General features: G+C 38.2%; 26 protein-coding genes. 19 read left to right on the top strand and 7 right to left on the bottom strand.

What is annotated here, in order from left to right; translation table 11 throughout:
- Window positions 1-39: 39 nt before the first annotated feature.
- The 5 genes from NSQ11_RS09230 to NSQ11_RS09210 all read left to right on the top strand — a co-directional run bounded on the left by NSQ11_RS09230 (window position 40) and on the right by NSQ11_RS09210 (window position 5,659).
- A complete protein-coding gene (locus tag NSQ11_RS09230; protein ID WP_048001469.1) occupies window positions 40-1,932 on the top strand; it encodes a beta-glucoside-specific PTS transporter subunit IIABC in 1,893 nt (630 codons plus the stop codon).
- Between the two features lie 14 nt (window positions 1,933-1,946).
- Window positions 1,947-3,422: a glycoside hydrolase family 1 protein gene (locus NSQ11_RS09225; protein ID WP_048001470.1), complete on the top strand. Its 1,476-nt coding sequence runs from the start codon at window positions 1,947-1,949 to the stop codon at window positions 3,420-3,422.
- Between the two features lie 235 nt (window positions 3,423-3,657).
- Window positions 3,658-4,059: a MerR family transcriptional regulator gene (locus NSQ11_RS09220; RefSeq protein WP_017359557.1), complete on the top strand. Its 402-nt coding sequence runs from the start codon at window positions 3,658-3,660 to the stop codon at window positions 4,057-4,059.
- Between the two features lie 26 nt (window positions 4,060-4,085).
- Window positions 4,086-5,012: an alpha/beta hydrolase gene (locus NSQ11_RS09215; RefSeq protein ID WP_008343757.1), complete on the top strand. Its 927-nt coding sequence runs from the start codon at window positions 4,086-4,088 to the stop codon at window positions 5,010-5,012.
- A gap of 224 nt (window positions 5,013-5,236) precedes the next feature.
- On the top strand, window positions 5,237-5,659 hold the full coding sequence (locus tag NSQ11_RS09210) for a cytidine deaminase (RefSeq protein WP_342501346.1): 423 nt from the start codon (window positions 5,237-5,239) through the stop codon (window positions 5,657-5,659).
- A gap of 43 nt (window positions 5,660-5,702) precedes the next feature.
- On the opposite strand, the gene NSQ11_RS09205 is transcribed toward NSQ11_RS09210, so the two are convergent.
- The 3 genes from NSQ11_RS09205 to NSQ11_RS09195 all read right to left on the bottom strand — a co-directional run bounded on the left by NSQ11_RS09205 (window position 5,703) and on the right by NSQ11_RS09195 (window position 7,028).
- Window positions 5,703-6,470 (bottom strand): pentapeptide repeat-containing protein, encoded by a 768-nt coding sequence (locus NSQ11_RS09205; protein ID WP_081114681.1) that lies wholly within the window; start codon window positions 6,468-6,470, stop codon window positions 5,703-5,705.
- Window positions 6,471-6,563: 93 nt separating this feature from the next.
- Window positions 6,564-6,731 (bottom strand): YdhR family protein, encoded by a 168-nt coding sequence (locus NSQ11_RS09200; RefSeq protein WP_123766609.1) that lies wholly within the window; start codon window positions 6,729-6,731, stop codon window positions 6,564-6,566.
- 108 nt (window positions 6,732-6,839) lie between these two features.
- Window positions 6,840-7,028: a hypothetical protein gene (locus tag NSQ11_RS09195; protein WP_242730488.1), complete on the bottom strand. Its 189-nt coding sequence runs from the start codon at window positions 7,026-7,028 to the stop codon at window positions 6,840-6,842.
- 257 nt (window positions 7,029-7,285) lie between these two features.
- On the opposite strand from NSQ11_RS09195, the gene NSQ11_RS09190 reads away from it, so the two are divergent.
- The 5 genes from NSQ11_RS09190 to NSQ11_RS09170 all read left to right on the top strand — a co-directional run bounded on the left by NSQ11_RS09190 (window position 7,286) and on the right by NSQ11_RS09170 (window position 11,553).
- Window positions 7,286-8,455 (top strand): NAD(P)/FAD-dependent oxidoreductase, encoded by a 1,170-nt coding sequence (locus NSQ11_RS09190; protein ID WP_342501345.1) that lies wholly within the window; start codon window positions 7,286-7,288, stop codon window positions 8,453-8,455.
- Window positions 8,456-8,518: 63 nt separating this feature from the next.
- Window positions 8,519-9,178 (top strand): TetR/AcrR family transcriptional regulator, encoded by a 660-nt coding sequence (locus tag NSQ11_RS09185; protein WP_034646467.1) that lies wholly within the window; start codon window positions 8,519-8,521, stop codon window positions 9,176-9,178.
- Window positions 9,179-9,340: 162 nt separating this feature from the next.
- Window positions 9,341-9,991, top strand: a complete 651-nt coding sequence (locus NSQ11_RS09180; protein ID WP_017359563.1) for a PAS domain-containing protein — start codon at window positions 9,341-9,343, stop codon at window positions 9,989-9,991.
- A gap of 11 nt (window positions 9,992-10,002) precedes the next feature.
- The gene (locus NSQ11_RS09175) at window positions 10,003-10,377 is read left to right on the top strand and encodes a RidA family protein (RefSeq protein ID WP_017367342.1); all 375 of its coding nucleotides are present in this window, start codon (window positions 10,003-10,005) and stop codon (window positions 10,375-10,377) included.
- Window positions 10,378-10,449: 72 nt separating this feature from the next.
- A complete protein-coding gene (locus NSQ11_RS09170) occupies window positions 10,450-11,553 on the top strand; it encodes a threonine synthase (RefSeq protein WP_342501344.1) in 1,104 nt (367 codons plus the stop codon).
- A gap of 332 nt (window positions 11,554-11,885) precedes the next feature.
- Here NSQ11_RS09170 and NSQ11_RS09165 read toward each other — a convergent pair whose 3' ends face one another.
- A complete protein-coding gene (locus NSQ11_RS09165; protein ID WP_007499303.1) occupies window positions 11,886-12,230 on the bottom strand; it encodes a helix-turn-helix domain-containing protein in 345 nt (114 codons plus the stop codon).
- Window positions 12,231-12,353: 123 nt separating this feature from the next.
- Here NSQ11_RS09165 and NSQ11_RS09160 point away from each other — a divergent pair, with 123 nt between their 5' ends.
- A complete protein-coding gene (locus NSQ11_RS09160) occupies window positions 12,354-12,935 on the top strand; it encodes an NAD(P)H-dependent oxidoreductase (protein WP_342501343.1) in 582 nt (193 codons plus the stop codon).
- A gap of 218 nt (window positions 12,936-13,153) precedes the next feature.
- On the opposite strand, the gene NSQ11_RS09155 is transcribed toward NSQ11_RS09160, so the two are convergent.
- Window positions 13,154-13,735 carry a TetR/AcrR family transcriptional regulator gene (locus tag NSQ11_RS09155; protein WP_241511920.1) on the bottom strand — a complete coding sequence of 194 codons (582 nt, stop codon included), beginning with the start codon at window positions 13,733-13,735 and terminating at the stop codon, window positions 13,154-13,156.
- A gap of 231 nt (window positions 13,736-13,966) precedes the next feature.
- On the opposite strand from NSQ11_RS09155, the gene NSQ11_RS09150 reads away from it, so the two are divergent.
- The 7 genes from NSQ11_RS09150 (at window position 13,967) to arsC (ending at window position 19,548) form a co-directional block, all read left to right on the top strand.
- A complete protein-coding gene (locus NSQ11_RS09150; protein ID WP_007499309.1) occupies window positions 13,967-14,611 on the top strand; it encodes an NAD(P)H-binding protein in 645 nt (214 codons plus the stop codon).
- A gap of 127 nt (window positions 14,612-14,738) precedes the next feature.
- Window positions 14,739-15,359, top strand: a complete 621-nt coding sequence (locus NSQ11_RS09145) for an NAD(P)H-dependent oxidoreductase (protein ID WP_025207412.1) — start codon at window positions 14,739-14,741, stop codon at window positions 15,357-15,359.
- 126 nt (window positions 15,360-15,485) lie between these two features.
- The gene (locus NSQ11_RS09140; RefSeq protein WP_342501342.1) at window positions 15,486-16,199 is read left to right on the top strand and encodes a DsbA family oxidoreductase; all 714 of its coding nucleotides are present in this window, start codon (window positions 15,486-15,488) and stop codon (window positions 16,197-16,199) included.
- Window positions 16,200-16,305: 106 nt separating this feature from the next.
- A complete protein-coding gene (locus NSQ11_RS09135) occupies window positions 16,306-16,758 on the top strand; it encodes a VOC family protein (RefSeq protein ID WP_025207410.1) in 453 nt (150 codons plus the stop codon).
- 730 nt (window positions 16,759-17,488) lie between these two features.
- Entirely contained in the window at window positions 17,489-17,803 is a 315-nt protein-coding gene (locus NSQ11_RS09130; RefSeq protein WP_034646476.1) for a metalloregulator ArsR/SmtB family transcription factor, read from the top strand.
- A gap of 12 nt (window positions 17,804-17,815) precedes the next feature.
- The gene (locus tag NSQ11_RS09125; RefSeq protein ID WP_035391915.1) at window positions 17,816-19,114 is read left to right on the top strand and encodes an arsenical efflux pump membrane protein ArsB; all 1,299 of its coding nucleotides are present in this window, start codon (window positions 17,816-17,818) and stop codon (window positions 19,112-19,114) included.
- Between the two features lie 14 nt (window positions 19,115-19,128).
- Complete coding sequence (gene arsC / locus NSQ11_RS09120; RefSeq protein WP_008343782.1) at window positions 19,129-19,548, top strand: arsenate reductase (thioredoxin); 420 nt, start codon at window positions 19,129-19,131, stop codon at window positions 19,546-19,548.
- A gap of 210 nt (window positions 19,549-19,758) precedes the next feature.
- Here the strand turns inward: arsC and NSQ11_RS09115 are convergent, their stop codons facing one another.
- Complete coding sequence (locus tag NSQ11_RS09115) at window positions 19,759-20,313, bottom strand: sugar O-acetyltransferase (RefSeq protein ID WP_342501341.1); 555 nt, start codon at window positions 20,311-20,313, stop codon at window positions 19,759-19,761.
- Between the two features lie 2 nt (window positions 20,314-20,315).
- Entirely contained in the window at window positions 20,316-21,479 is a 1,164-nt protein-coding gene (locus tag NSQ11_RS09110; RefSeq protein ID WP_108611262.1) for an isocitrate/isopropylmalate dehydrogenase family protein, read from the bottom strand.
- A gap of 77 nt (window positions 21,480-21,556) precedes the next feature.
- On the opposite strand from NSQ11_RS09110, the gene NSQ11_RS09105 reads away from it, so the two are divergent.
- Window positions 21,557-22,729 carry an MFS transporter gene (locus NSQ11_RS09105; protein ID WP_144740961.1) on the top strand — a complete coding sequence of 391 codons (1,173 nt, stop codon included), beginning with the start codon at window positions 21,557-21,559 and terminating at the stop codon, window positions 22,727-22,729.
- Window positions 22,730-22,774 lie beyond the last annotated feature (45 nt).

Here is a 22,774-nt window from a genome sequence, read left to right as displayed (position 1 = left end):
TTGTTTAGGTTTTTTTTGTGAAAATGAAGGGGTGAAAGCATGGAAAACAAAGAATTGGCTGGAAAAATTGTGAAATTAATTGGTGGAACCGAAAATATATCTCAAAGTTGGCATTGTATCACACGGCTAAGATTTAATCTCAACGATGAAAGTCAGGTAAAAGTAGATGAGCTGAAAACATTAGATGGTGTTTTAGGTGCTCAATTCCAAAGTGGACAGTTCCAAGTCATTATTGGAGCAAAGGTAGCAGAGGTTTATGAGGAAATCGATCATCTGGCCGGTCATAGTAGCAATGATTCTGCTCCTGTTAAAAACACGTCAAAGATGAACCCAATTGAAGTCGTATTCGATGTGATCAGCGGGATTTTCACACCTATTTTGCCAGCGATTGTTGGTAGTGGATTGATCAAAGGAATCATGGCACTGTTCGTTAGCTTAGGGTGGCTGACGGAGACAAGTTCTACCTATCAAGTACTTCAAATTTTTTCAAATGCTGTCTTTTACTTTTTACCTTTCCTCATTGCTTATTCGGCAGCGAAGAAATTTAAAACGCGAGAATCTCTTGCGCTCGCATTAGCAGGGATTTTACTATATCCAACGATGATCGAAGGTGCAGCAAAAGGAGCAGACCCGTTAAGTTTTTTAGGGTTAAGTATTCCACTAAATAATTACACATCTTCTGTATTACCAATTATATTAGGTGTGCTATTACTAAGTTTTGTCGATAAGTGGATAACAAAAGCGATCCCAAAATCCTTAAGTATCGTATTTACACCGGTACTGAGCCTGATGATCACGGCTCCTCTTACACTGGCTTTTATCGCTCCTATTGGGAACGTTTCTGGGCAATATTTAGAAATCTTTTTCACTTCATTGTTCAATTTCGCTGGTCCGATTGCCGGTTTATTAATGGGGGGCCTTATGCCACTCATTGTGTTAACTGGAATGCATTACGCATTCTTCCCAAGCACGTTAGCCAGCTTTGAAAAAGTGGGTTACGATATCATGCTGCTTCCAATGAATTTCATTGCGAATATGGCACAAGCAGGCGCTGTGTTAGGTGTCATCATCCGCACCAAGCGGGTAGAAACAAGGTCTTTAGCGCTTTCAACATTGCTTCCTAGTTTCTTCGGGATCACAGAACCAGCCATTTATGGAGTCACACTTAGACTAAAAAAACCTTTTTATGCTTCATTAATTGGCGGCGCAGTCGGTGGATGTTTTTACGGTTTATTTTCAGTTAAAACGACAGCCTTTTCGATCCCAGGCATTACTTCACTGCCAACTTACATTATGAAAGGGACAAATAATTTTCAGCTGGCTCTGATTGGAATCGCCCTTAGCTTCATCGTGTCACTTCTCATCACCATTCTCCTTGGATTTCAGGAGTCTGTAACGGCTTTTAACGAGCAAGCTGCAGAAAAGCCAAATCACACTGAGAGTACAGAGAATCAACAAATGTCTAAGCAAACAAACCCTTATGAAGTTCAAGCACCTATGAGTGGAAAGGTCATTCCTTTATCTGAAGTGAATGATTCCGTGTTCTCAAGTGAAATGATGGGGAAGGGAGTCGCAATTTTGCCTGATAAGGGGGTGGTACAAGCACCGTTCTCAGGAAAAGTAGTGACTGTTACACCTACTAAACATGCCATCGGACTCGTTTCAGATGATGGGATTGAATTATTGATCCACGTGGGGATTGATACGGTCAGCCTAAACGGCCAATTCCTTGATGTACTGGTAAAAGAGGGCGATAAGATAAAGACGGGGGATCATTTATTATCGTTTGATATAGAAGGAATTCAATCAAACCATTTAGATGTAGTGACACCTATTATCGTCACAAATTCAACGCAATATCTTGATGTGATTCATACAGGTGACGCTCATGTCACCGCAGGTCAAAATAAGCTCTTAATGCTTATTCACTAATATAAAGAGAAGGGATGATTGAAATGAAAGAATTAAAAAAAGGATTTTCAGATGATTTTTTATGGGGTGGCGCAACTGCTGCCAATCAAATAGAGGGCGCATACTTAGAAGGTGGCAAGGGCCTGTCGACGTCAGACTTTGCTGCATATAAAGATCCTTATGAAAAAGGAAAAGTGAACAACTTTACTTTCGATGTGAGTTCAGCTGAATTAACAAGATACAAGGAACAACCCGATGAATTTGATTTTCCGAAAAGACGCGGAATCGATTTTTACCATCGATATGAAGAGGATATTGCACTATTTGCAGAGATGGGCTTTAAAGTGTTTCGCTTGTCTATTTCATGGGCAAGAATCTTTCCAACTGGTTTAGAAGACAAGCCGAACGAAGAAGGATTGGCTTTTTACGATAACGTATTTGATGAGTGTGCGAAATATGGAATTGAACCGCTAGTCACGATGTCTCATTACGAAATGCCGATTACTTTAACAGAGAAATATAATGGCTGGATGAGTAGAGAGCTTGTCCCGTTGTTTGAAAAATATGCCCGTGCCATTTTAGAAAGATATAAAAATAAAGTGAAGTATTGGATTACATTCAATGAAATGAATATGAACCTCAACAGCCTTTACACCGGTGCTGGAATTTTAGAGGACCTAGTAGACCATAAATTACAGGCTGCGTATCAAGCATCACATCACCAATTTATCGCCAGCGCTCTCACAGTGAAGGCTGCAAAAGAAATCATTCCAAATGTCCAAATTGGCTGTATGATAAACCAAATTGAAGCCTATGCAAAAACAACGAAACCAGAGGACCAGCTGCAAGCGGTAAAATCGAACCAATTGAATATGTTCTATCCGGATGTTCAAGCTAGAGGTGAATATCCAACATACATGGTGAAATATTTTGCTGACAACGACATCAAACTTGATATCGAAGAGCAGGATGAGCAAATTTTGAAAGAGGGCATCGTTGATTTTGTGGCGATCAGCTACTATATGTCCCACGTAGCAGAAGCCCGAGAAGATGCAGCCGAGCTAGCGGGTACATTTGATAGTCCAATTAAAAATGAGCATTTGGAGTTATCACAATGGGATTGGCCAATTGATCCAATGGGTCTGCGCATTTCATTAATTAAACTGTATGACAGATACCAAAAACCTTTATTTGTTTGTGAAAACGGACTTGGCGCAAGAGATACATTGACACCAGACAAAGAAATTCACGACGATTATCGAATTGATTATTTAAAACAACATATTGAACAGATGAAAGAAGCAGTCAAAGAAGGTGTCGACTTAATGGGGTATACACCATGGGGTTGTATTGACTTAATTAGCTGCGGAACATCTCAAATGAGTAAGCGCTATGGTTTGATCTATGTAGATCAAGACGACAGAGGGAATGGTTCATTAAATCGTTACAAAAAAGATTCCTTCTACTGGTACAAAAAAGTGATTGCAACAAATGGGGAAGATTTATCATAATCCAGATGGAATGATGATGACACCATTGCATCCGCCTTAATTGGCCGGGTACGATGGTGTTTTTTTGTTTACCGAAAAGTAACCTCAATTATGTCATAGCAAGCACTAGAGATCTCTTTGCTACAATCATTTGATAACAAAAGTTGGCCGAAAAATGTTTCACCTTGACCTTGAAGTATAGTTCAACCTTTATAATGTACATATAGTAAAACAAAATAATAAAAAAGGAGTAACGATGGAGTTGATGACTAGAGGAGAACTTGCCAAAAAAACAGGAGTAAGTCCTGCCGCAATTCGTTACTATGAAGAACACAACATATTACCTGCTCCAAGACGACGTTCAAACGGTTACAGACTCTATACAGACGACTATGTTGTGAAAATTCAATTGATCAAAGATGCGAAAACGCTCGGTTATTCATTAAAGGAAATAGCAGAAATTATGGACATGCTAAGTCAAGACATAGACCTTGATACCCTAAGACAAATTGTCCATCTTAAACATGAAGAAATTGAAAAGAAAATTAAAAGCCTTCGTCTCATTCAAGACCTTTTATCTAACTTATTAAAAACCCCTGAAAAAAAAGTACAACTCTACCTGGAATCATTTCGTGTTCCAAAGCAGGATGATCAATAAACCTATTGGGTGAAGGAGAGAAAAAAATGAGTGTAGAAATGTATCATGGTGAACGTTCTAAAGAAAGTATTCAATTTGAAACATTATTCGCTTCGCAAAGTAATAAAGAGAGTTTTTCCAGTATCGAACAGACAAAAAAATTCCTCGAGCAAAAAGGAATTGAAAATACGCAGCCTTATGCCATTGGGGATGATGTGAAGTTAATCAGTGAGGTACAAGAGCAGACTTTCGAAGGCATGCAAGTTTTCACATTGAATGAACAATCATCACAAAATCAAAAAGTCATTCTCTATCTACATGGTGGCGCGTGGACAAATCAGCCTTTGAATGTCCATTGGTGGTTCATGGATAAAATGGCGCAATCACTAGGTGCGAAAGTAGTCGCTCCTATTTACCCAAAAGTACCTCATTATAGCAACCAGGATACATATCCGAAAATGCTTAACCTATATAAAGACCTTCTGAAAACTGCCGGAAGTGCCAATCAATTGACGATCATGGGAGATTCAGCTGGCGGAAACATCTCACTTGGTCTTGCGCATCTTTTAAAGAAGGAAGATCTGCCGCAGCCAAAGGATATCGTGTTACTATCTGCGTGTGTTGATATGAGTATGAGCAACCCTCTCATTTTTGAATATGCAAAAAAGGACCCGATTCTAGGTCATGAAGGAATGGAAGTCATCACAAAATTGTGGGCAGCTGATCAAAGTCTCACAGATCCATTGATCAGTCCCATATACGGCGACTTCAAAGGACTAGCGAAGATCACTCATTTCATTGGAACACATGATATGTTATATCCAGATGCCATCAAGCTTGATGAAAAATTAACAGCACAAGGAATAGACATCAAAACCTTTGTTTATCCTGAAATGCTGCATGTGTTTGTTGTCATGCCAATTCCAGAAGCGGCAGATGCTCTGAAGAAAATCATTCAAGTGATCAATCGTTAGGGATTCAGTTCACACCTAGAAAGGGTACATGTTCTGATGTAAATAAGGGAAAAGGTTGCTTACGTGAAAGCAGCCTTTTTCAATTGAATATGAAATACATTCAAAATGGCAATTCACTACAGATTAAACGGTCTTTTGGCTGGTTAGTAAAGGAGAGTGAAGTTCAGTCCATCACCTCATGTTTGGTATAATACATACGAGCAGTAAGGTGAAAGGGGAACGAAATGAAAACGTTTGATCTATCACAAGAAGATATCGAATTAATAGGCGAAGCAAAAAAGAAGATTATCAGTCTTTATGAAGATGACAAGCATCATGTAGGGGCAGCGATCCGCATGAAAACAGGAGAAATCATATCAGCTGTCCATATAGAAGCCTATATCGGACGGGTAACTGTTTGTGCAGAAACCATTGCGATTGGTAGCGCTTTATCGAATGGATACAAAGATTTTGATACAATTGTTGCAGTGAGACACCCTTATTCAGATGAAAAAGATAGAAGAATTAGGGTGGTCAGCCCTTGCGGCATCTGCCGAGAGCTCATTTCAGACTTTGGACCAACATGTTTTGTCATCCTTGATATGGATGGGCAGCTGGTCAAGATGAAAATCGAAGAACTCATTCCGCTCAAATATACTCGAAGCTGATGTACCACATAAAGATAAAATAGGAAAAGGGATGTAGCAAACGTTACATGTGATCCTTGCTACATCCAAGATGACTGAAAAAGCGTTCAACAAAAGCGGCCCCATGTATGTTCTCCATATATTTCGTGTTAAAAATATACTGTTCCATTTGTTCAAGCTTCCGCAGACTCCGCACTAGTATTTTCCGATCATGGTCAGACAGAGTAGGATCATCATCTATCTTCTCTAAGGCCTTTTTCACACGTGCAGATACATGTTCAACATATAAATGGTTTTTGGATGCTGGCGGAATACATGCCGCTAGGTCACAGCCTATAAAACGAACACCATCAAGGGTGCAGTTTTCAAAATTGGCGATCAGCTTTTGTTTGCCATTTCCCTCAAACGTTATATCTATTAGCTTACCAGCAAAGGTACAATTGACGATGTTCGCTGCCTGTAAAACACGGTCATTGAATCTACAATTAGAGAAAGTACAATCGATAAACGTAGCATTCTCCAATGTCATTCCCCTCATATCGCAGGAAGAAAATTCGCAATTGGTGAAGACAGCTTCGTTTTTGCCAATGCCCACAGAGCGCAAGTCTGAATGACTAAAAGTACAATGATCAATCGTACTACCGGCAAAAAATCTCGCATTCGTCAGATCACACGTATCAAATACAAGATGATCCAAGTGACAGCTCCAAAAAATAGGAGAACGAATATTTGAGTTGATGATTGTCGTTCTGCTAATTGTTTCGTTTTCATACCTGGCAACATCAGAAAATGTTTCGTTGTCTACTGATATACCAGACTCAAGTCTTCTCATCGCTATCACCCTATCATTTCTTCAGAATTTTTCACAGTCATGATGTCCATTCAGCAAGTTCATTTTCTCTTAGCGCTTGTCTTTGACTCAAGATTATATCACAAAACGATATGCGTTTAATGGACCTTTTGTGATATGAGGAATGTCAGAATTAATATTAAAGATTTTCGCATTGATGTCTATTATGCCAAAGCTAGTGATTCGTTTAGAGTGCATATCGTGATATGTTTCAGCGGTTTCTTTTGTTTTGAATAAGTAGATTCCCTATCGGGGTCAGCTTGTATACATTCTTTGACTGAACACTAAGGTAAATCACAAAAACCTAAACAAAATCCACCGTCATAAACAATGGGTATTTGTTTAGGTTTTTTAGCAATTGAATCGTTTTCGAAGAACTAGGCATGAGACAGCGAATACTACGAAAGCGCCCGCTGATCCAGCAGCAAACACCAGCTCAAATTGTTCTGGTTTCTGTTTGAATAACAAAGGGACTGAAAGAATGAGCGCAGCACCACTAAAGCTTAATCCTAATATCAACATGGCCAATAATTTATTCATAGAAACACCTCTTACACTTAGAGTGAGAACAATGGAGACCTACTGATCTAAGTATCATTGTTATGATTCGACAACCTTTAACCTTCCTAGATGGAGTGTATCATATGATGGTGGGCGATGGGTTTCTTTTTCATGAAAACACAATCGTACAACAAACAATTTTAAACGAACGCTGTTCTTTACGAACGGTGTTCGTTATAATATAAATGAAATGAAATTTAAAACGATTTCCACAAAGGGATGAGGAGATGCAAAAGATGACGTCATTATCTAAGAATCAAAAGCAAATCGCTATCATTGGAGGAGGACCTGGGGGACTAACACTTGCCTTAATTTTGCAAAATTACGGTATACAAACAACCATCTATGAACGGGAGATGCATGACAAGAGCCTTGAACGAGGGGGCTCACTGGATATTCACGAAGAAACAGGTCAAAAAGCCTTAAAAGAAGCAGGAGTTTATGAGAAATTTCAAAGGAATGCCCGCTATGAAGGGGAAGATTTCCGATTACTTGATAAATCAGGAAGAATTTATTTAGATGAAGAAACGGAATCAGATCAAAAAGGTACTCGCCCGGAAATTGATCGTGGTGTGTTATGTGAACTACTATTAGAACAAATTGATGCTGAAACCATCAAATATGGATATAAACTAGAAAGATGCGTTTCATTAGAAAGTGGTATGACCGAGCTTCATTTTGAAAACGGAGTTGTCGAAACAGTTGACCTTTTGATTGGGGCTGATGGTGCTTTTTCTCGTGTGCGTCCTCTGTTAACAGATATTGAGATTGAATACTCTGGGCTCACGATGCTAGAACTGAATGTCATAAGCGTAGAGGAGAACCACCCTGATTTAGCTGAATTTAATAAACGAGGTAAGATGTTTGCTTTGGCAGACCACAAAGGACTGATTGGGCAGTTAAACGGAGATGGCCGAATCAAAGTGTACGCAAGCTTCATGGTAGAACGCAATTGGATCGAGACTTGTGGCATACCGTTTCATCAAGCGAAAGAAGCAAAAGAACAATTATTAGCGTTATTTAGTGATTGGGATGATCAGCTGAAAAACTATATTCGTTATGCAGAAGATACCATCATTCCAAGACGGATTTATACGCTTCCTGTCGGTTTCAAATGGAATCGTCATAAAGGAGTAACGCTTATCGGTGATGCAGCTCACGTCATGTCGCCATTCGCAGGCGAGGGTGTGAACATGGCGATGTTTGATGCAAGGGAGCTAGCACTTGCTATTGTCCGGCATCCTCATCATTTTGAAAAGGCGATTGAAGAATACGAAGACATGATGTACGAATATTCATCGAAAAAAGCTAATGAATCGGAGAATAGTTTAAAACTGTGTTTTTCAAAAGACGCTGCGGTCAAGCTTGCAGATATGATGAATTCTTTTCAAAAGGATGATGATTGATGCTCAATTTACTATTTTACTTTGACATGTTATAAAGAGAGTATGAACAATTCAAATCGTCGTATGATCAGTCGCCGGTCTCGGCCGGCTAAAGAACCCTTAAGCCGTGAGCTTATTGTGAAAACGGCCTATGAGCTTCTTAAGGAGCATGGGATAGAGGGCATGAGTATGCGTAAGGTGGCTAAAGCACTCGATACGGGACCTGCATCCTTGTATGTCTACGTGAACAATGTTCAAGAACTCAGTGCTTACGTATTGGATTATGGTCTCGGACAAATGGTCTATCCAGATTCAAAGGATAGCACATGGAAAGAACAGTTATTCGACCTATTGCATACTTATTTCCTCCTGCTATTCGAAAAACCTGGTCTCGCTGAAATTTCTCTTTCCACCATTCCACAAGGAACGAACTTTATTCAGTTGACCGAACATCTTCTCGCTGCATTGCATGAAGGCGGGATCAAATCTACATCCGCAGCATGGGGAGTAGACCTATTGCTGTTATACGTATCTTCTGTAGCATACGAAAAGGTCTCTTGGAAGAAACAAGGCTCTTCACAGATTTCAGACACAAAAAAAGCATTTCTTCAAGCAGACAAAACGCAGTTTCCTTTCATTCATCATGTAAAAGAAGAAATGTTTGCAGGTGATACCGTATCAATGGAACGGTTCCGATGGGGAATTGACGTCATTTTGTATGGCATCCAGCAGGAAGACAATTAGAAAGGAGCACAAGCAAAAAGCAGTCAATGGCTGCTTTTTTTATATGGTGATTTTCATATTTGTGATCTTGTGAGCATTACAATATATAAATAAATCTATATATTGTTTTTATATATAAAAAATTATATAATCTAGTGGAATAAAAAAATGAGGTGCTTAGGCATGGAACATATTAAAAAGTTATTAGAGAGTTATATTCCTTTAGCAAAATCTACTGCAAAAATGTTTGGACCAAATTGTGAAGTGGTGATTCATGATTTAACGAATCCTCAAGCATCTGTCATGTTTACAGTAAATAACCATGTGACAGGAAGAGAAATCGGCCAATCATTTGATCATCTAGTCAAGACTGTATTACAATCAGAAGATTTTAAAGAAGATTATCTGGCTGGTTATACATTTGTAACAGAAGATAAGCGTACGATTCGTTCTTCGACTTCATTAATACGTGATTCAAAGCAAAAAGTGATCGGAGCTTTCTGTATCAATTTTGATGTTGAAGCACTGAATCAAATGCAGCAATTTATGGACACATTTCTTTCTACACAAGTGGAAGCTCAAGAGAAAGAAACAACATCAAATGATGATCTTGAAAATGTGGAAGAAATCGTCGATCAATTGATTCAACAAATCATTCAAAACAGTGTTCATCCAGTCATGAAACGCCATGAAAAAATTGAACTAATCAAATTTATGGATGAAAAGGGCATTTTTTTAATGAAAGGATCTGTTGAGAAGGTCGCATCTATGTTAGGCATTTCCAAAGTAACCGTCTATAGCTATTTGGATGAAATCAAAAATAAATCGAGGTAAGGAGTGTCAAAATGGAAAGCATACTCGAGGTAGGAAATCTAAAATCAAACGGACACTATGCCTTCGCAACCATTCATCAAAACACGGTCTATGTGTCGGGACAATTTGCCATCAATCCTGAAACGACAGAAAAAGAGTTCGGCCCCATTGAAAAAGAGACATTACAAGCGCTTAAGAATGTAGAGATGATTGTAGAGGCTGCTGGAAGTCAAAAAGAAAAGATTTTGCGCATGACATTATACATTTCAGATATTGAATTATGGGACAAAGTAGATGCGGTTTATACCGAATTTTTCGGTGAACATAAACCAGCTCGTACGATTGTACCAACGAATGAATTACATTTTGGTTTCAAAATTGAAATGGATGCCATTGCATATATTTAGAATATTTTTTTGACCACCCTATATAAAAAATTATATTTTGTATAAAAAAATATTCAAAGGGGCAGATGAAGAATGAATCAATTAATTTGTAACCATTGCGGAGAAAAATATGAGATGACACCAACTCTATGGAAATGTGATTGTGGTGGAGTATTCAATCTAGTGAAAGATACCCCGAAAATAGACGTCACAGCTTGGGAGCACTATCCAAATTCATTATGGCGTTATGTTGAAACCATGCCATTTCCAAAAGGTTCTAAGACGTGGGAAACTGTGACAATGGGCGAGGGCCAATCTCCTTTAATCGTTCTAGATCCTAATGAGCCAAACACATATGTAAAAGTTGATTATATGATGCCTACACTATCATTTAAAGACCGTGGAGCAGCTGTGTTAATGACAAAAGCTAAGGAATTAGGGGTAACAAAAGTCATTGCTGATAGCAGCGGGAATGCAGGAACGGCAATTGCTGCGTATGCGGCGCGTTGTGGTATTGCCTGTGACATCTATCTAAGTGATCAAACATCACCTAAAAAAGTCGCTCAAATAAAAGCCCACGGGGCAACGATTAAAGAAATTCATGGTACACGAGAGGACATTGCAGCTGCGGCCCAAAAGGCAGTAGACGAAGAAAACGTTTTTTATGCAAGCCATGTCTATAACCCTTATTTTTTCGAAGGTACAAAAACATACGCCTATGAAATCTATGAGCAACTAAAAGGAGCACCGGATGCTTTAATCATTCCGGTTGGAAACGGCACTCTGCTGCTCGGTGCGTATTATGGCTTTAGAGAGTTATTCGAAAATGGTCTCATTCATAAAATACCGAAAATTATTGCCATACAAGCAAAGAACTGCGCACCACTTGTGAAAGCTTTTCAACATGCGGAGGAATCAGCATCACCTGTCACAAATAAAGGGACTGTAGCAGAAGGGATCGCTATTGCTGCCCCAGCGCGTTCTAAACAAATTTTAGAAGCTGTATACAAGACGAATGGTACGTTTATTGATATTGAAGAAGAAGAAATTATACATGCACGCTCTAAACTGAGTCAGAAAGGATTTTATGTCGAAGTGACATCTGCCATCAATTTTGTTGGCTACATGAAATATCAAAAGGAATCAGAAGAAACCATTATCATCCCTCTTTGTGGGGCAGGGATTAAATCAAAATAACCTTAGGACTCCGTTGCGTGCCTCGTTGTCCTATTATAGGATCAATCAGGAGTAATATTTGCGAATGTTGAATACATTGACCATCACAATTTGAAAACGGAGGAATGATTCGTGGGAATGGATTTTACTCATTTCGAAGCACATTGGTCTTACACCGACTTCCATGATTTTAGATGCAAGTTAGCAGCATGTATCGGGAAGAACGCTCTCTATCTGGCAGAAGAAATGGAGTTAGCGCATCAACAAAATGAGCCAATCGGATTGATATAAGATGAGAAGAAAGCTACTTTAAAAAGTATGTTTAAACCGTAGTAGCTTTCTTTCCACTCTACCTAATTATTTTTCATTTGTTTCTCTCCCCAATAACATATCTCATCTAATACAGGCATCAGTGATAAGCCCTTTTCAGATAAACTATATTCTACTTTTGGAGGCACTTGGGGATATTCTTTACGATGAATTAAGTGATCCGCCTCAAGCTCTTTTAGTGTATTGGTTAATGTTTTAAAAGAAATCGTTCCGAGCTTACGTTTCAGCTGATTATAGCGAACAGGACCATCGTTTGAATATAAAGCATACAGAACTGGCATTTTATATTTCCCACCAATTAATGACAAAGTATACCCAAAACCAGTATCTTTTAGCTCAGCTTTCGTCTGGAAGGACTCCTCATTCATTTTATACTCTCCTTTGGGTTAGTATCGCACTTTGATTACCGTACTTGTAGTATGTTATAGCATACAATAAAATCAATGTACATCAAAAAATGATACAAAACTCAGAAAAAGGGTGAATGAATAATGAAAACGATTGTCTATGCACATCCTTGGGATGGAAGCTATAATCATGCCATTTTGACTTCCATAACAGAAAAATTAGAAACAAAGAGAGAACCGTTTCAAGTAATCGATTTATATAAAGATGGATTTAATCCTGTTTTTACAGCTGAAGAATTAAAGCATTTTCATAAAGGAGAAACGCCTTATTCATTAGTGAAGGATTATCAAGAAAAATTAAAACAGTCAACAGAATTGATATTTATATTCCCAGTCTGGTGGTGGGATCTACCTGCTATTTTAAAAGGATTTATTGATAAAGTGATGTTAAGCGGTTTCGCATTCATTGAAGATCAAAACACTGGTACTTTACAAGGTTTATTGACAAATATTAAAAAAACAACCGTGATCTCAACATCAACTACAGATAAAGAGTATATAGAATCTGAAGCTGGAAATGCTATTCAAAGCGTTTTCATTGACAGAACGCTAGCTGATTTGGGGATAAAAAACGACTCCACGAAATGGATTCATTTTTCTAGAGTGAATTTAACAACAGATGAAAAGAGAAAGCAATTTTTAAAAGAAATATCCCAGAATATTTGATTTACAGTACAACAAATAAGGCCCATCTTCTACGACCGATTTAATTTCTTGAGAAGGTCGTAGAAGTTTTGTCATTTAAGCAACAACAAATCGAGCCTGCCTAATTGACCTCTTGATCTCCTCCAAATACCCCATTATTTAAACCCATACCATTTCTGTGTTTTTTTAATATTTTTTATAGCACTGCCGGCTCAAGCAGATTGTTAACATCATTTTCATTAAAGATAATACTGACTCATGCCATTTTTAAAGATAGGCAGGGTCTTAGTCACTAGCTCTTCTGATGAAATAAGTCTTCCATCCTTATTCCATGTGTATGCAGCTCCGTATATCCCCCAACTTAGCATAGTAGATAGGGTTGTTACCATTTGTTTATCCTCTAATTCGATGATGTTGTTAGTTCCTTTTAGCATAAGATCAGCTATTAGCTTCTGTAACTCCTCTTTAATTTTACTTTCGATAATAGTTCCTAAAGAATGATAACCTTTGGGACATAGGTCGCTTATCTCTTTATGGTGATCACACATGGCTAGAAAAATATTTGCAATGACTTTTTCATTGAATCCATCGTGATCATTGAGTCTTTTTTTCAATTTGTCTGTAAATGTATTGGTGATTGTAGAATGTAATAAATCAAATTTATCGTCAAAGTGCGCATAAAATGTAGCCCGGTTAATAGTAGCCTTTTCTGTGATATCACGTACCGTTATATGGTTGAAATCTTTTTCACTAGCTAACGAAAGAAAAGAGTCTACAATCAATTGTCTTGTACGAAGTATTCTCGGATCTTTTTTTGGCATAATTATTTTTTCTTCTCCTTTTAGGGTTCATCATCTTGTCTAAAAACGACAATACATTAGAAGTGTTGCGTAAACTACATATTGGCTATTTTGGTTATTGTTTATTATTCTTTTTCATCTTATCATCAATTATACAACGCGCGTTGCTTAAATAACACATGTTATTACGAAAGATTTTTGATCAAGGAAATCATTGTGATCATTCTGAATAACAAAAGGAGATAGACGACCATGAACATCACTATTTTTGGTGCAACTGGTGCAATCGGTCAACTTTTAACACAGTTTGCATTAGAAAACGGAGATATCGTTACGGTATATGTTAGAAACCCTGAGAAAATCAAGCAAAAGCATTCGAATTTACGCATTGTAACGGGTGAACTAACGAACACTTCAGCTATTGAAACGGCAGTTTCAGAAGCTGATGTCGTGATAAGCACCTTAGGTCCCGGCATTGATTTGTCTCGAAAACAAAAAGGTACACCGATCGCCGATGGACATAACCGAATTGTCAAAGCGATGAAGAAGTTCACCAAAAAAAGGTTGATTACACTCGCGACGCCAGCCTTGCAATCTGAAGACGATAAGAAAAGCTTATCGACGATATTGCCAAGAATATTGCCTAAACTTCTCATGCCAAATGGTTATGCCGAAATGAAGAAGATAGGAGAACTGATTAAAGAATCGAACCTGGATTGGACAGTCGTTCGAATCATTAATCCTAATATCAAATACAACGGGCAATCTTACGGTTATTCATTCGGCGATCAGCCAGCTAAAATGTCCGTATCTAGGGAAAATGTCGCTAAACTCATGTATGACGCTGCTAGGCAACACCAATTAATCGGAAAAATGCCCATTGTCTATAATCATTAAATCAGCTTTTTGTATGAGGTTGTTGATTCAGCAGAAATTATAGGAATCATTTAGGGTCATACCAAAATATTGCGTGTGCATTCTTTTTATAAGTATTCAAAATCAAAATCATAAAGGGGACATGATCATGTCAAAAGTATTATTTGTTAAAGGAACACCTCAAAGTGAGGAACAATCAAGAAGTACGCAAGTTGCTAGAGCATTTATCACTGAATATAAGAAAGTAAATCCAACGGATGAAATAATAGAAGTAGATGTCTATTATGCAAATGTGCCATTAATCGATGCTGATTTTTTAACTGGACAAAAGAAGTTAAGAAGTGGGGAAGTGCTAACAGATGTTGAATCACAAAAAATAGAAGCAGTGAATGCATTCACAAAGCAATTTATGGAAGCAGATAAATATATCATTCAGTCTTCAATGTGGAATTTAGGAATCCAACCTTTATTAAAAGCCTATTTTGATACAATCATGAGTGCTGGAAAAACGTTTAAATATACATCAGAAGGTCCAGAAGGATTGATGAAAGGGAAAAAAGCAATCCATATTCATGGTATGGGAGGATTTTATTCGCAGGCAATTGGAATGGAACATTCCGATTCTTACGTAAGAGGTGCGCTGAAGTTTGTTGGAATTGAAGTGGAACCAACGATTTTTGTTGAAGGTATTGACTATGATCCAACTAAAGAAGAAGAAATTGTTACTTCAACAATTGAAAAAGCAAAAACGGTAGCACGAACGTTTTAAAAAAGAGCATTGGTGGGATTAGTTAAAAAGATTTTAATTAACATCATCCCACCTCGCACGTTCAAAAGCGTAATAAAGAAGAATAGACAAAATACATTCATTAAAATCATAAAGGGGGAACATAGGATGAAAGTAGAAATTTGGTCTGATTTTGTTTGCCCGTTTTGTTATATTGGCAAACGTCAATTTGAAATAGGGTTAGAACAGTTTGAACATAAAGAAGAGGTCGAAGTCTTATTTCGACATTTTCAATTAGATCCATATGCGAAAAAAAATACAGGAATGGATATCCATCAATTATTATCCTCTAAGCATGGTGTCCCATATGAAAAAGCAAAAGTACTGAACAATCAATTGAAACAGAAAGCAAAAGAGGTTGGGTTAGATTATCAATTTGATACAATGATTCCTACGAATTCATATGATGCACTTCGTCTTTCTTATTATGCAAAAGAGAAAGGGAAGATTCGGGAGTTTATGGAACGTATTTTGAAAGCTCATTTCACAGATTCACTAGATATCGGTGATCACGCAACACTTGCTCAACTTTCAAGTGAAATAGGTCTTGATGGCAACGAAGCTTTGGATGTTTTATCAAATGATCAATATAGCGAGAATATCGCAGCTGATAGAGCCGAGGGATCTAAAATTGGGATTCAGGGCGTGCCCTTTTACGTTGTGAATGATAAATATGTCATCTCAGGAGCACAACCTAGCGAAGTGTTTTTAGAAACATTACAACAGGTATGGAAAGAAGAGTACGGGAATCGTAAGGTTGAAGAGCATAAATTAGAGTCGTCGCTCGATGAATATTGTTCAGATGGAACATGTAAATTTTAATGGATATTCAAAAAAGATATAGAAATCACAAAAGATTGATATAGCTACTTTAAATACCACTTTATAATGAAACATTTACTTCCAAAAATCAAAGGGGTTTAGCGATATGAAAAATACAATTTTTCAAGGTACAATCGAGCATTCAGGATTTGTAGTACCCGATATCGAAGTAGCAGTTGAATTCTTCACTCATATTTTGGGTTTTGAAGTCTTGTTCCGGCCAAAACGGATGCAGTTTGAGGACGATAGTTTAAAAAGGTACTTTGGGGTTCACGAACATTCAGTTGTAGAAGGGGCGGCATTTTTGCAATATGGCGGTAGAAAGATCGAACTGGTTCAATGGTCGACGCCAGATCAACAGAATGTTCACCTAAAACCCAGTGATATCGGTGTAGCCCATCTAGCTATTACAGTTACCGATATAGAAGAGGCTTTAAAATATTTTGCAGAACAGTCTGATGTTAAAGTCAGAGAGCTGAGCTCTCTTGGATTTTTCTATATCACAACTTCATGGGGGATGGAGATTCAAATAATGGAATTACCCCAAAAACCTTTATGACCTATCTAATTTGTACCAAGACAAGAACAAGGGTCCTTTAATTAGTTGAAACAATAACTGTATCTTAATTTGTGGACCCTCTTTCACCTTCTGATCATAGGACACCAAGAAGGGTCCTTTCCATCTAATTGACCTCTTGCAGGCAATTGATCATTGTTTTCTCCTCTTAATACCTCACTAATATCCTGCTTTCTTAAAATCCATATCATTTCTGTGCTTTTTGATGTCTCTTTTAGCTTTGGCAGCTCTAGCAAAGTGTTAACAGCAGAATGCCCAATGCAATTCTGATACCGAATCAGATCGCGATTTAAAATATCAGGAATGCCATTCGATTAGCAACTCTTTTTTCATTTTCTGTCATAATCCCTTCAGCATTTATTGGGTTAGGGTTTTTCCACGTACCAGTGGCATGTATAACCGTCTTTGCCTCGTAAGTTTTTTCTTCTTGATTATTTAATTTCACTCGAATGATAAAAGGCACAAGACCTCTGTCTTTTGTTTTTATCAACACCTTTTTTGCCAATATAGAGAACTGGGCTATTTAAATAACTATGTGGTTTCATTTGAAGAAGAGAAGTCGGTATTTAAATCAATCATTTTCACACGAATCAATTTTTGTTTGAATTCATATAATCAATTGATTATATAAGTTTTCAGTTATATACTATTGAAGGAGTTGAAAAGAGGGGGAATCATTGTGACTACAGATGTTTCAATTGGTGTGACACATATGTCGAATTGTTTAAAAACACTCAGTGATCAAACAAGACTGATCATGATGAAATTGTTTTTGGAGAAAGAATATTGTGTTTGTGAACTGGTAGATATGTTCGAAATGAGTCAACCAGCGATTAGTCAGCATCTACGAAAATTAAAAAAAGCTGGATTTGTTCATGAGAACAGAAAAGGGCAGTGGCGTTATTATTCAATCAATACACTGTCTCCAGAATTTGAGACGATTCGGATCATCTTAAATCAAATTGATAAAGAAGATGACCTTTTAAAAAGTATACAACATAAAGCAACAAACATTTCTTGTTCGTAAGGAGGGATGGGTTTGAGTTTTGCCGTTTTATCATTAATCATATTTTTGTTCACTTTGGTACTGGTTATTTGGCAGCCAAAAAATTTATCCATAGGGTGGTCCGCTTGTGGAGGAGCTATTTTAGCATTAATCGTAGGTGTTGTGAATGTAGACGATGTGATCACCGTGACAGGCATTGTTTGGAATGCGACTTTAGCTTTTGTCGCCATTATCGTCATTTCACTCATCCTTGATCGAATCGGCTTTTTTGAATGGGCAGCATTGCATATGGCAAAGGCTGCAAAAGGCAGTGGGCTACGTATGTTTGTGTATGTGACCATCCTTGGTGCAATCGTCGCTGCTCTATTTGCAAACGATGGTGCAGCACTTATTTTGACACCCATTGTTTTAGCCATGGTCAGAGCATTACACTTCAATGAAAAAATAGTATTCCCTTTTATTATCGCGAGTGGGTTTATTGCAGATACAACATCGCTTCCACTTGTCGTAAGTAATTTGGTGAACATTGTAACAGCCGACTATTTCAACATTACATTTATTGAATATGCATCCAGAATGGTTGTTCCAAACCTTTTTTCGTTGCTTGCGAGTATCACTGTACTGTACCTTTTCTTTAGAAAGAGTATACCTAAACACTATGATATGAATGAGTTAAAACAACCTAGTGAAGCAATAAAAGATCCAAAGATGTTTAGATTATCTTGGTATATATTAGCTTTTTTGTTGATTGGTTATTTTGCAAGCGAATTTTTATCTATACCTGTATCGGTCATAGCTGGAGTGATTGCTATTTTATTCTTGGTCATTGCACAAAAAAGCCCTTCTGTTCAAACAAAAAGCGTTCTAAAAGAAGCTCCCTGGGCGATCGTTTTCTTTTCCATAGGTATGTACGTTGTTGTCTATGGCATGCGAAATGCAGGGCTTACTGATGCTCTTTCTAGCGTGATTCAAGCTGTAGCAAATCAAGGTTTATTGGCAGGTACTCTTGGTATGGGATTTATCGCAGCGATTCTTTCATCTGTCATGAATAATATGCCGACGGTCATGATCGATGCATTAGCCATTTCCGGCACCGATACACAAGGAATGATGAGAGAAGCGTTAATATACGCAAATGTCATTGGTTCTGATTTAGGACCAAAAATTACGCCCATTGGCTCCTTAGCAACACTACTATGGCTCCACGTCCTTTCTCAAAAAGGTGTGAAGATTTCCTGGGGGACATATTTCAAAATAGGGGTCATTTTAACTGTACCAACGCTATTCATCACACTTTTAGCATTGTATTTCTGGCTAATGATTATACATTAAAGGAGACGATCAACATGTCAAAGAAAACAATATACTTTTTATGTACCGGTAATTCTTGCCGCAGTCAAATGGCTGAAGGTTGGGCTAAAAAACATCTTGGAGATGAGTGGAAGGTCTATAGTGCTGGTATCGAAGCTCATGGATTAAATCCGAATGCTGTAAAAGCAATGAAAGAAATAGGGATTGATATTTCTCATCAAACGTCTGACCTGATTGATCAGAAAATATTGCATCACGCTGACTTAGTCGTAACACTATGCGGGGACGCAGCTGATAAATGCCCGATGACTCCTCCTCATGTCGAGCGTGTCCATTGGGGCTTTGATGATCCAGCAAAGGCAGAAGGAACAGAAGAAGAGAAGTGGTCATTTTTCCAAAGGGTAAGAGATGAAATTGGAGATCGATTGAAACAGTTTGCTGAGACTGGAAAGTAGTGCTGCGTTTGAGTCGATTGAATATAAAATCTAATAATAAAGAGGATCAAGTCAAAGATTCTCTTTTTGCATTAATTAATATCTAGTTTACATAATATATATTCTAGGAAGTTAAGAAACAATTGAATTTTCTTTGTCTCATTATTAAGTATACTTATCTTATTGAGATAAAATAAAAAATGAAAATCCAACGGTTGATTCGTCAGATTTTCATTCCTCTAAATGTTTTAAGATTTTTGCAGGATTCCCGCCAACAATCACATTTGCCGGAACATCTTTTGTCACAACGGCTCCTGATGCAATGACAGCATGATCTCCGATTGTCACACCTGGATTGATAATGGCACCGCCGCCAATCCATACATGATGTCCAATTGTGACTGATTTGCCGAATTCAATACCTGTTTGACGTTCTTCTGGATTTAACGGATGTCCAGCTGTGTATATATGTACATTCGGACCTAACAAACAATGATCTCCAATTGTAATCTTGCAAACATCTAATAACACAGCATCAAAATTTGCAAAAAAATGCTCACCAACCTCGATATTGTATCCATAATCACATTGTATTCTGCCTTCAAACACCACATCTTCTCCGCAAGCGCCTAAAAGCTCCTTTAAAATGGCCTTTCTCTGTGATGGCTCATTTGTTTGCTGATAGGCAAATGTCAATTGTCGCGCTTTTGCTCGATCTTTCATCAATGTGTGGTCATTTGGGTGATAGTATTCTCCTTTGATCATCTTTTCTTTTTCGGTTTTCATGTTCATCTCCCTTTTATTGAAACTTCATTCATCGTTTGAATGAATGCCTCGGTGAATTGTGTTGTCGTCTCATTTCCTCCTAAATCCTTCGTTTTCAAGTTCTTTTTTAAGGCCTCACCAAGAGTATGTTCGATCAGACTCGCTGTCTGTTTTAATCTTTCATCTTGATATTTCACATGTAGCCAGTTACAAAGCATCACTGTAGAAAGAATCATGCCCATTGGATTGGCGATATTTTGACCAGCAATATCCGGTGCTGAACCATGTGCCGCCTGTGCCATCGCTTGATTTTCGTTACAATTTAATGAGGGTGCCATTCCTAAACTGCCGACTAGTTCCCCTGCAAGATCAGATAATATGTCGCCAAACATATTTTCTGTCACAATCACATCAAAATCACCTGCACGTCTCACTAAATGAGCAGCCATCGCATCAATATGAATATCCTCAACCTCCACTTGTGGATATGCTTTCGCTACCTCTTGACATGTTCGTAAAAACAAGCCAGATCCTAATTTGATCACGTTCGCTTTATGAACAATGGTGACTTTCCCCCTCCTCTCCACTGCACGTTGAAAGGCTGCGTAGGCAATACGGGTAATTGCTTTTTTTGTAAACACACCTGTAGATATGGCGACATCTGGTGTAATCATCCACTCTCCTGTCCCCTGATACATATTCCGGTCTGGATAAAAGCCTTCTGTATTTTCTCGAAAAATGACAAGGTCGACGCCACTGGCAACGCTTTTCACACCTGGCAGCGATTGCGATGGACGAATATTTGCAAATAAATCAAATGTATGACGCAGTTCTCCACTTGGATTTCTTCTTTCTTTCAATTGATCAGGATATGAAGCTGAATCATGAGGTCCTAATATCCAGCCATGGCATTTTTTCAAGGCGGCTATCGTAGAAGCTGGCACTGGATCTTGATGAGAATGAATGGCTTCAGCACCGATAGGACACTCTACAAATTCCACAAATGGTTCATTGAACTGTGACAACGCTGTCTTTAAAATACGGATACTAGAATTAACAATTTCCGGTCCAATCCCGTCTCCCTTTAAAACACCTATTCGATATGACATATGTATCGCCCCTTTTGTCTTCATTCTATCAAAGAATGATGAAGTTGGAATATTTTCTTCATGATGATCCTCCCTCATGTTATTTACGAATCAAGAAGTCTCCTTTATAATCGAGTAGATTTGTTCTGTATGACTACATAGATATGAGGGATTAGATGAAATTAAAGTGGTATAAAGCGATTATTGTTATTTTTACGATGTCTGGGATCTCCATCTCCACTTGGTTTTCAAGAACACCAGAAGTGAGAGATTTATTGCAAGCAGATACAGGCACAATGGGACTCATTTTACTCGGCTTATCTGTAGGTTCCATTGTCGGGCTGATTCTTTCCAATGTATTCGTTCGCAAAAAAGGCGGCCGAGTGGCGATTGTGGTCAGCGCTTTTTTGATGTTTATTGGATTCTCAACCCTTGCAATCGGCGCCGCCCTCTCTTCTACGCTGGTTGTCACTGCTGGTCTTTTTCTTTTTGGTTCAGGCTCAGGCATGTGCAATGTAGCCATGAACTTAGAAGGAACGGAGATTGAGTATCAGATCAAGAGAACAATCCTGCCGATTTTGCATGCTTCTTTCAGTATTGGAACGTTAATTGGTGCAGGTGCCGGAATTCTCTTTATTTATTTAGGTGTGTCTGTCTTCATTCACCTTCTCACCATTGCACTCCTTTTCTTTCTCAGCATCCTGATTTGTACACGGTTTATTCCGCACGGGACAGGAAAAGACCAGGATGAGACGCAGACAGAATCAGTTGAGGCTTCTCAAACATCATGGCTGAACAAACGGACGATCTCATTAGCGATGATTGCCTTATGTCTCGCATTTGTAGAAGGTTCTGCAAATGATTGGATTCCACTAGCAATGGTTGATGGCTATCAGGTTTCTCATTCAATGAGTACGGTCATCTATGCATTATTTTTGTGTGGAATGATTAGTGGCAGATTACTGAGTGGACGTTTCATTGATCGCTTTGGTAGGGTGTTATTGCTAAGAGTCGCGATCTTATCTGCTGCCGCCGGACTATTCTTGGTGATTTTAAAGATTTCACTCGTCGTGTGTATGATATCTATCTTTTTATGGGGACTTGGCGCGTCATTAGGCTTCCCGCTGACCATTTCAGCAGCTGGTGATGATAGCCGCTATGCTGTCAAACGTGTCAGTATCGTCACTTTATCTGGGTATACAGCCTCTCTATCAGGGCCCCCTGTTTTAGGACTGCTCGCCAATCAAGTCGGTCTGCTTCATGCGTTTATTTTTGTTCTGTTTGCCATTTGTATTGCAGGAATCTTTACAAAAGCTGTTGCAAAACCGACATCAATACATTCTTTTTGAAAAGTGCCAGATCTTTGATCTCGGTACTTTTTTTAAATTTAATAA

The sequence above is a fragment of the Bacillus sp. FSL W7-1582 genome (assembly GCF_038593325.1).
In the GTDB taxonomy this organism is placed as follows: Bacteria; Bacillota; Bacilli; order Bacillales; family Bacillaceae; genus Bacillus; species Bacillus altitudinis.
This window is presented reverse-complemented; position numbering and strand designations above follow the sequence as displayed.

Bases quoted from the DNA above. Each gene is read 5' to 3' on its own strand.
- NSQ11_RS09195 (WP_242730488.1), bottom strand. From the start codon at position 7,028: ATGAATAAATTATTGGCCATGTTGATATTAGGATTAAGCTTTAGTGGT.
- NSQ11_RS09180 (WP_017359563.1), top strand. From the start codon at position 9,341: ATGGAACATATTAAAAAGTTATTAGAGAGTTATATTCCTTTAGCAAAA.
- NSQ11_RS09160 (WP_342501343.1), top strand. From the start codon at position 12,354: ATGAAAACGATTGTCTATGCACATCCTTGGGATGGAAGCTATAATCAT.
- NSQ11_RS09135 (WP_025207410.1), top strand. From the start codon at position 16,306: ATGAAAAATACAATTTTTCAAGGTACAATCGAGCATTCAGGATTTGTA.
- NSQ11_RS09140 (WP_342501342.1), top strand. From the start codon at position 15,486: ATGAAAGTAGAAATTTGGTCTGATTTTGTTTGCCCGTTTTGTTATATT.
- NSQ11_RS09165 (WP_007499303.1), bottom strand. From the start codon at position 12,230: ATGAATGAGGAGTCCTTCCAGACGAAAGCTGAGCTAAAAGATACTGGT.
- NSQ11_RS09110 (WP_108611262.1), bottom strand. From the start codon at position 21,479: ATGAGGGAGGATCATCATGAAGAAAATATTCCAACTTCATCATTCTTT.
- NSQ11_RS09175 (WP_017367342.1), top strand. From the start codon at position 10,003: ATGGAAAGCATACTCGAGGTAGGAAATCTAAAATCAAACGGACACTAT.
- NSQ11_RS09145 (WP_025207412.1), top strand. From the start codon at position 14,739: ATGTCAAAAGTATTATTTGTTAAAGGAACACCTCAAAGTGAGGAACAA.
- NSQ11_RS09130 (WP_034646476.1), top strand. From the start codon at position 17,489: ATGTCGAATTGTTTAAAAACACTCAGTGATCAAACAAGACTGATCATG.
- NSQ11_RS09205 (WP_081114681.1), bottom strand. From the start codon at position 6,470: ATGAGAAGACTTGAGTCTGGTATATCAGTAGACAACGAAACATTTTCT.
- NSQ11_RS09170 (WP_342501344.1), top strand. From the start codon at position 10,450: ATGAATCAATTAATTTGTAACCATTGCGGAGAAAAATATGAGATGACA.
- NSQ11_RS09115 (WP_342501341.1), bottom strand. From the start codon at position 20,313: ATGAAAACCGAAAAAGAAAAGATGATCAAAGGAGAATACTATCACCCA.
- NSQ11_RS09220 (WP_017359557.1), top strand. From the start codon at position 3,658: ATGGAGTTGATGACTAGAGGAGAACTTGCCAAAAAAACAGGAGTAAGT.
- NSQ11_RS09230 (WP_048001469.1), top strand. From the start codon at position 40: ATGGAAAACAAAGAATTGGCTGGAAAAATTGTGAAATTAATTGGTGGA.
- NSQ11_RS09225 (WP_048001470.1), top strand. From the start codon at position 1,947: ATGATTGAAATGAAAGAATTAAAAAAAGGATTTTCAGATGATTTTTTA.
- NSQ11_RS09210 (WP_342501346.1), top strand. From the start codon at position 5,237: ATGAAAACGTTTGATCTATCACAAGAAGATATCGAATTAATAGGCGAA.
- NSQ11_RS09190 (WP_342501345.1), top strand. From the start codon at position 7,286: ATGACGTCATTATCTAAGAATCAAAAGCAAATCGCTATCATTGGAGGA.
- NSQ11_RS09105 (WP_144740961.1), top strand. From the start codon at position 21,557: ATGAAATTAAAGTGGTATAAAGCGATTATTGTTATTTTTACGATGTCT.
- NSQ11_RS09185 (WP_034646467.1), top strand. From the start codon at position 8,519: ATGATCAGTCGCCGGTCTCGGCCGGCTAAAGAACCCTTAAGCCGTGAG.
- NSQ11_RS09215 (WP_008343757.1), top strand. From the start codon at position 4,086: ATGAGTGTAGAAATGTATCATGGTGAACGTTCTAAAGAAAGTATTCAA.
- NSQ11_RS09155 (WP_241511920.1), bottom strand. From the start codon at position 13,735: ATGCCAAAAAAAGATCCGAGAATACTTCGTACAAGACAATTGATTGTA.
- NSQ11_RS09150 (WP_007499309.1), top strand. From the start codon at position 13,967: ATGAACATCACTATTTTTGGTGCAACTGGTGCAATCGGTCAACTTTTA.
- arsC (WP_008343782.1), top strand. From the start codon at position 19,129: ATGTCAAAGAAAACAATATACTTTTTATGTACCGGTAATTCTTGCCGC.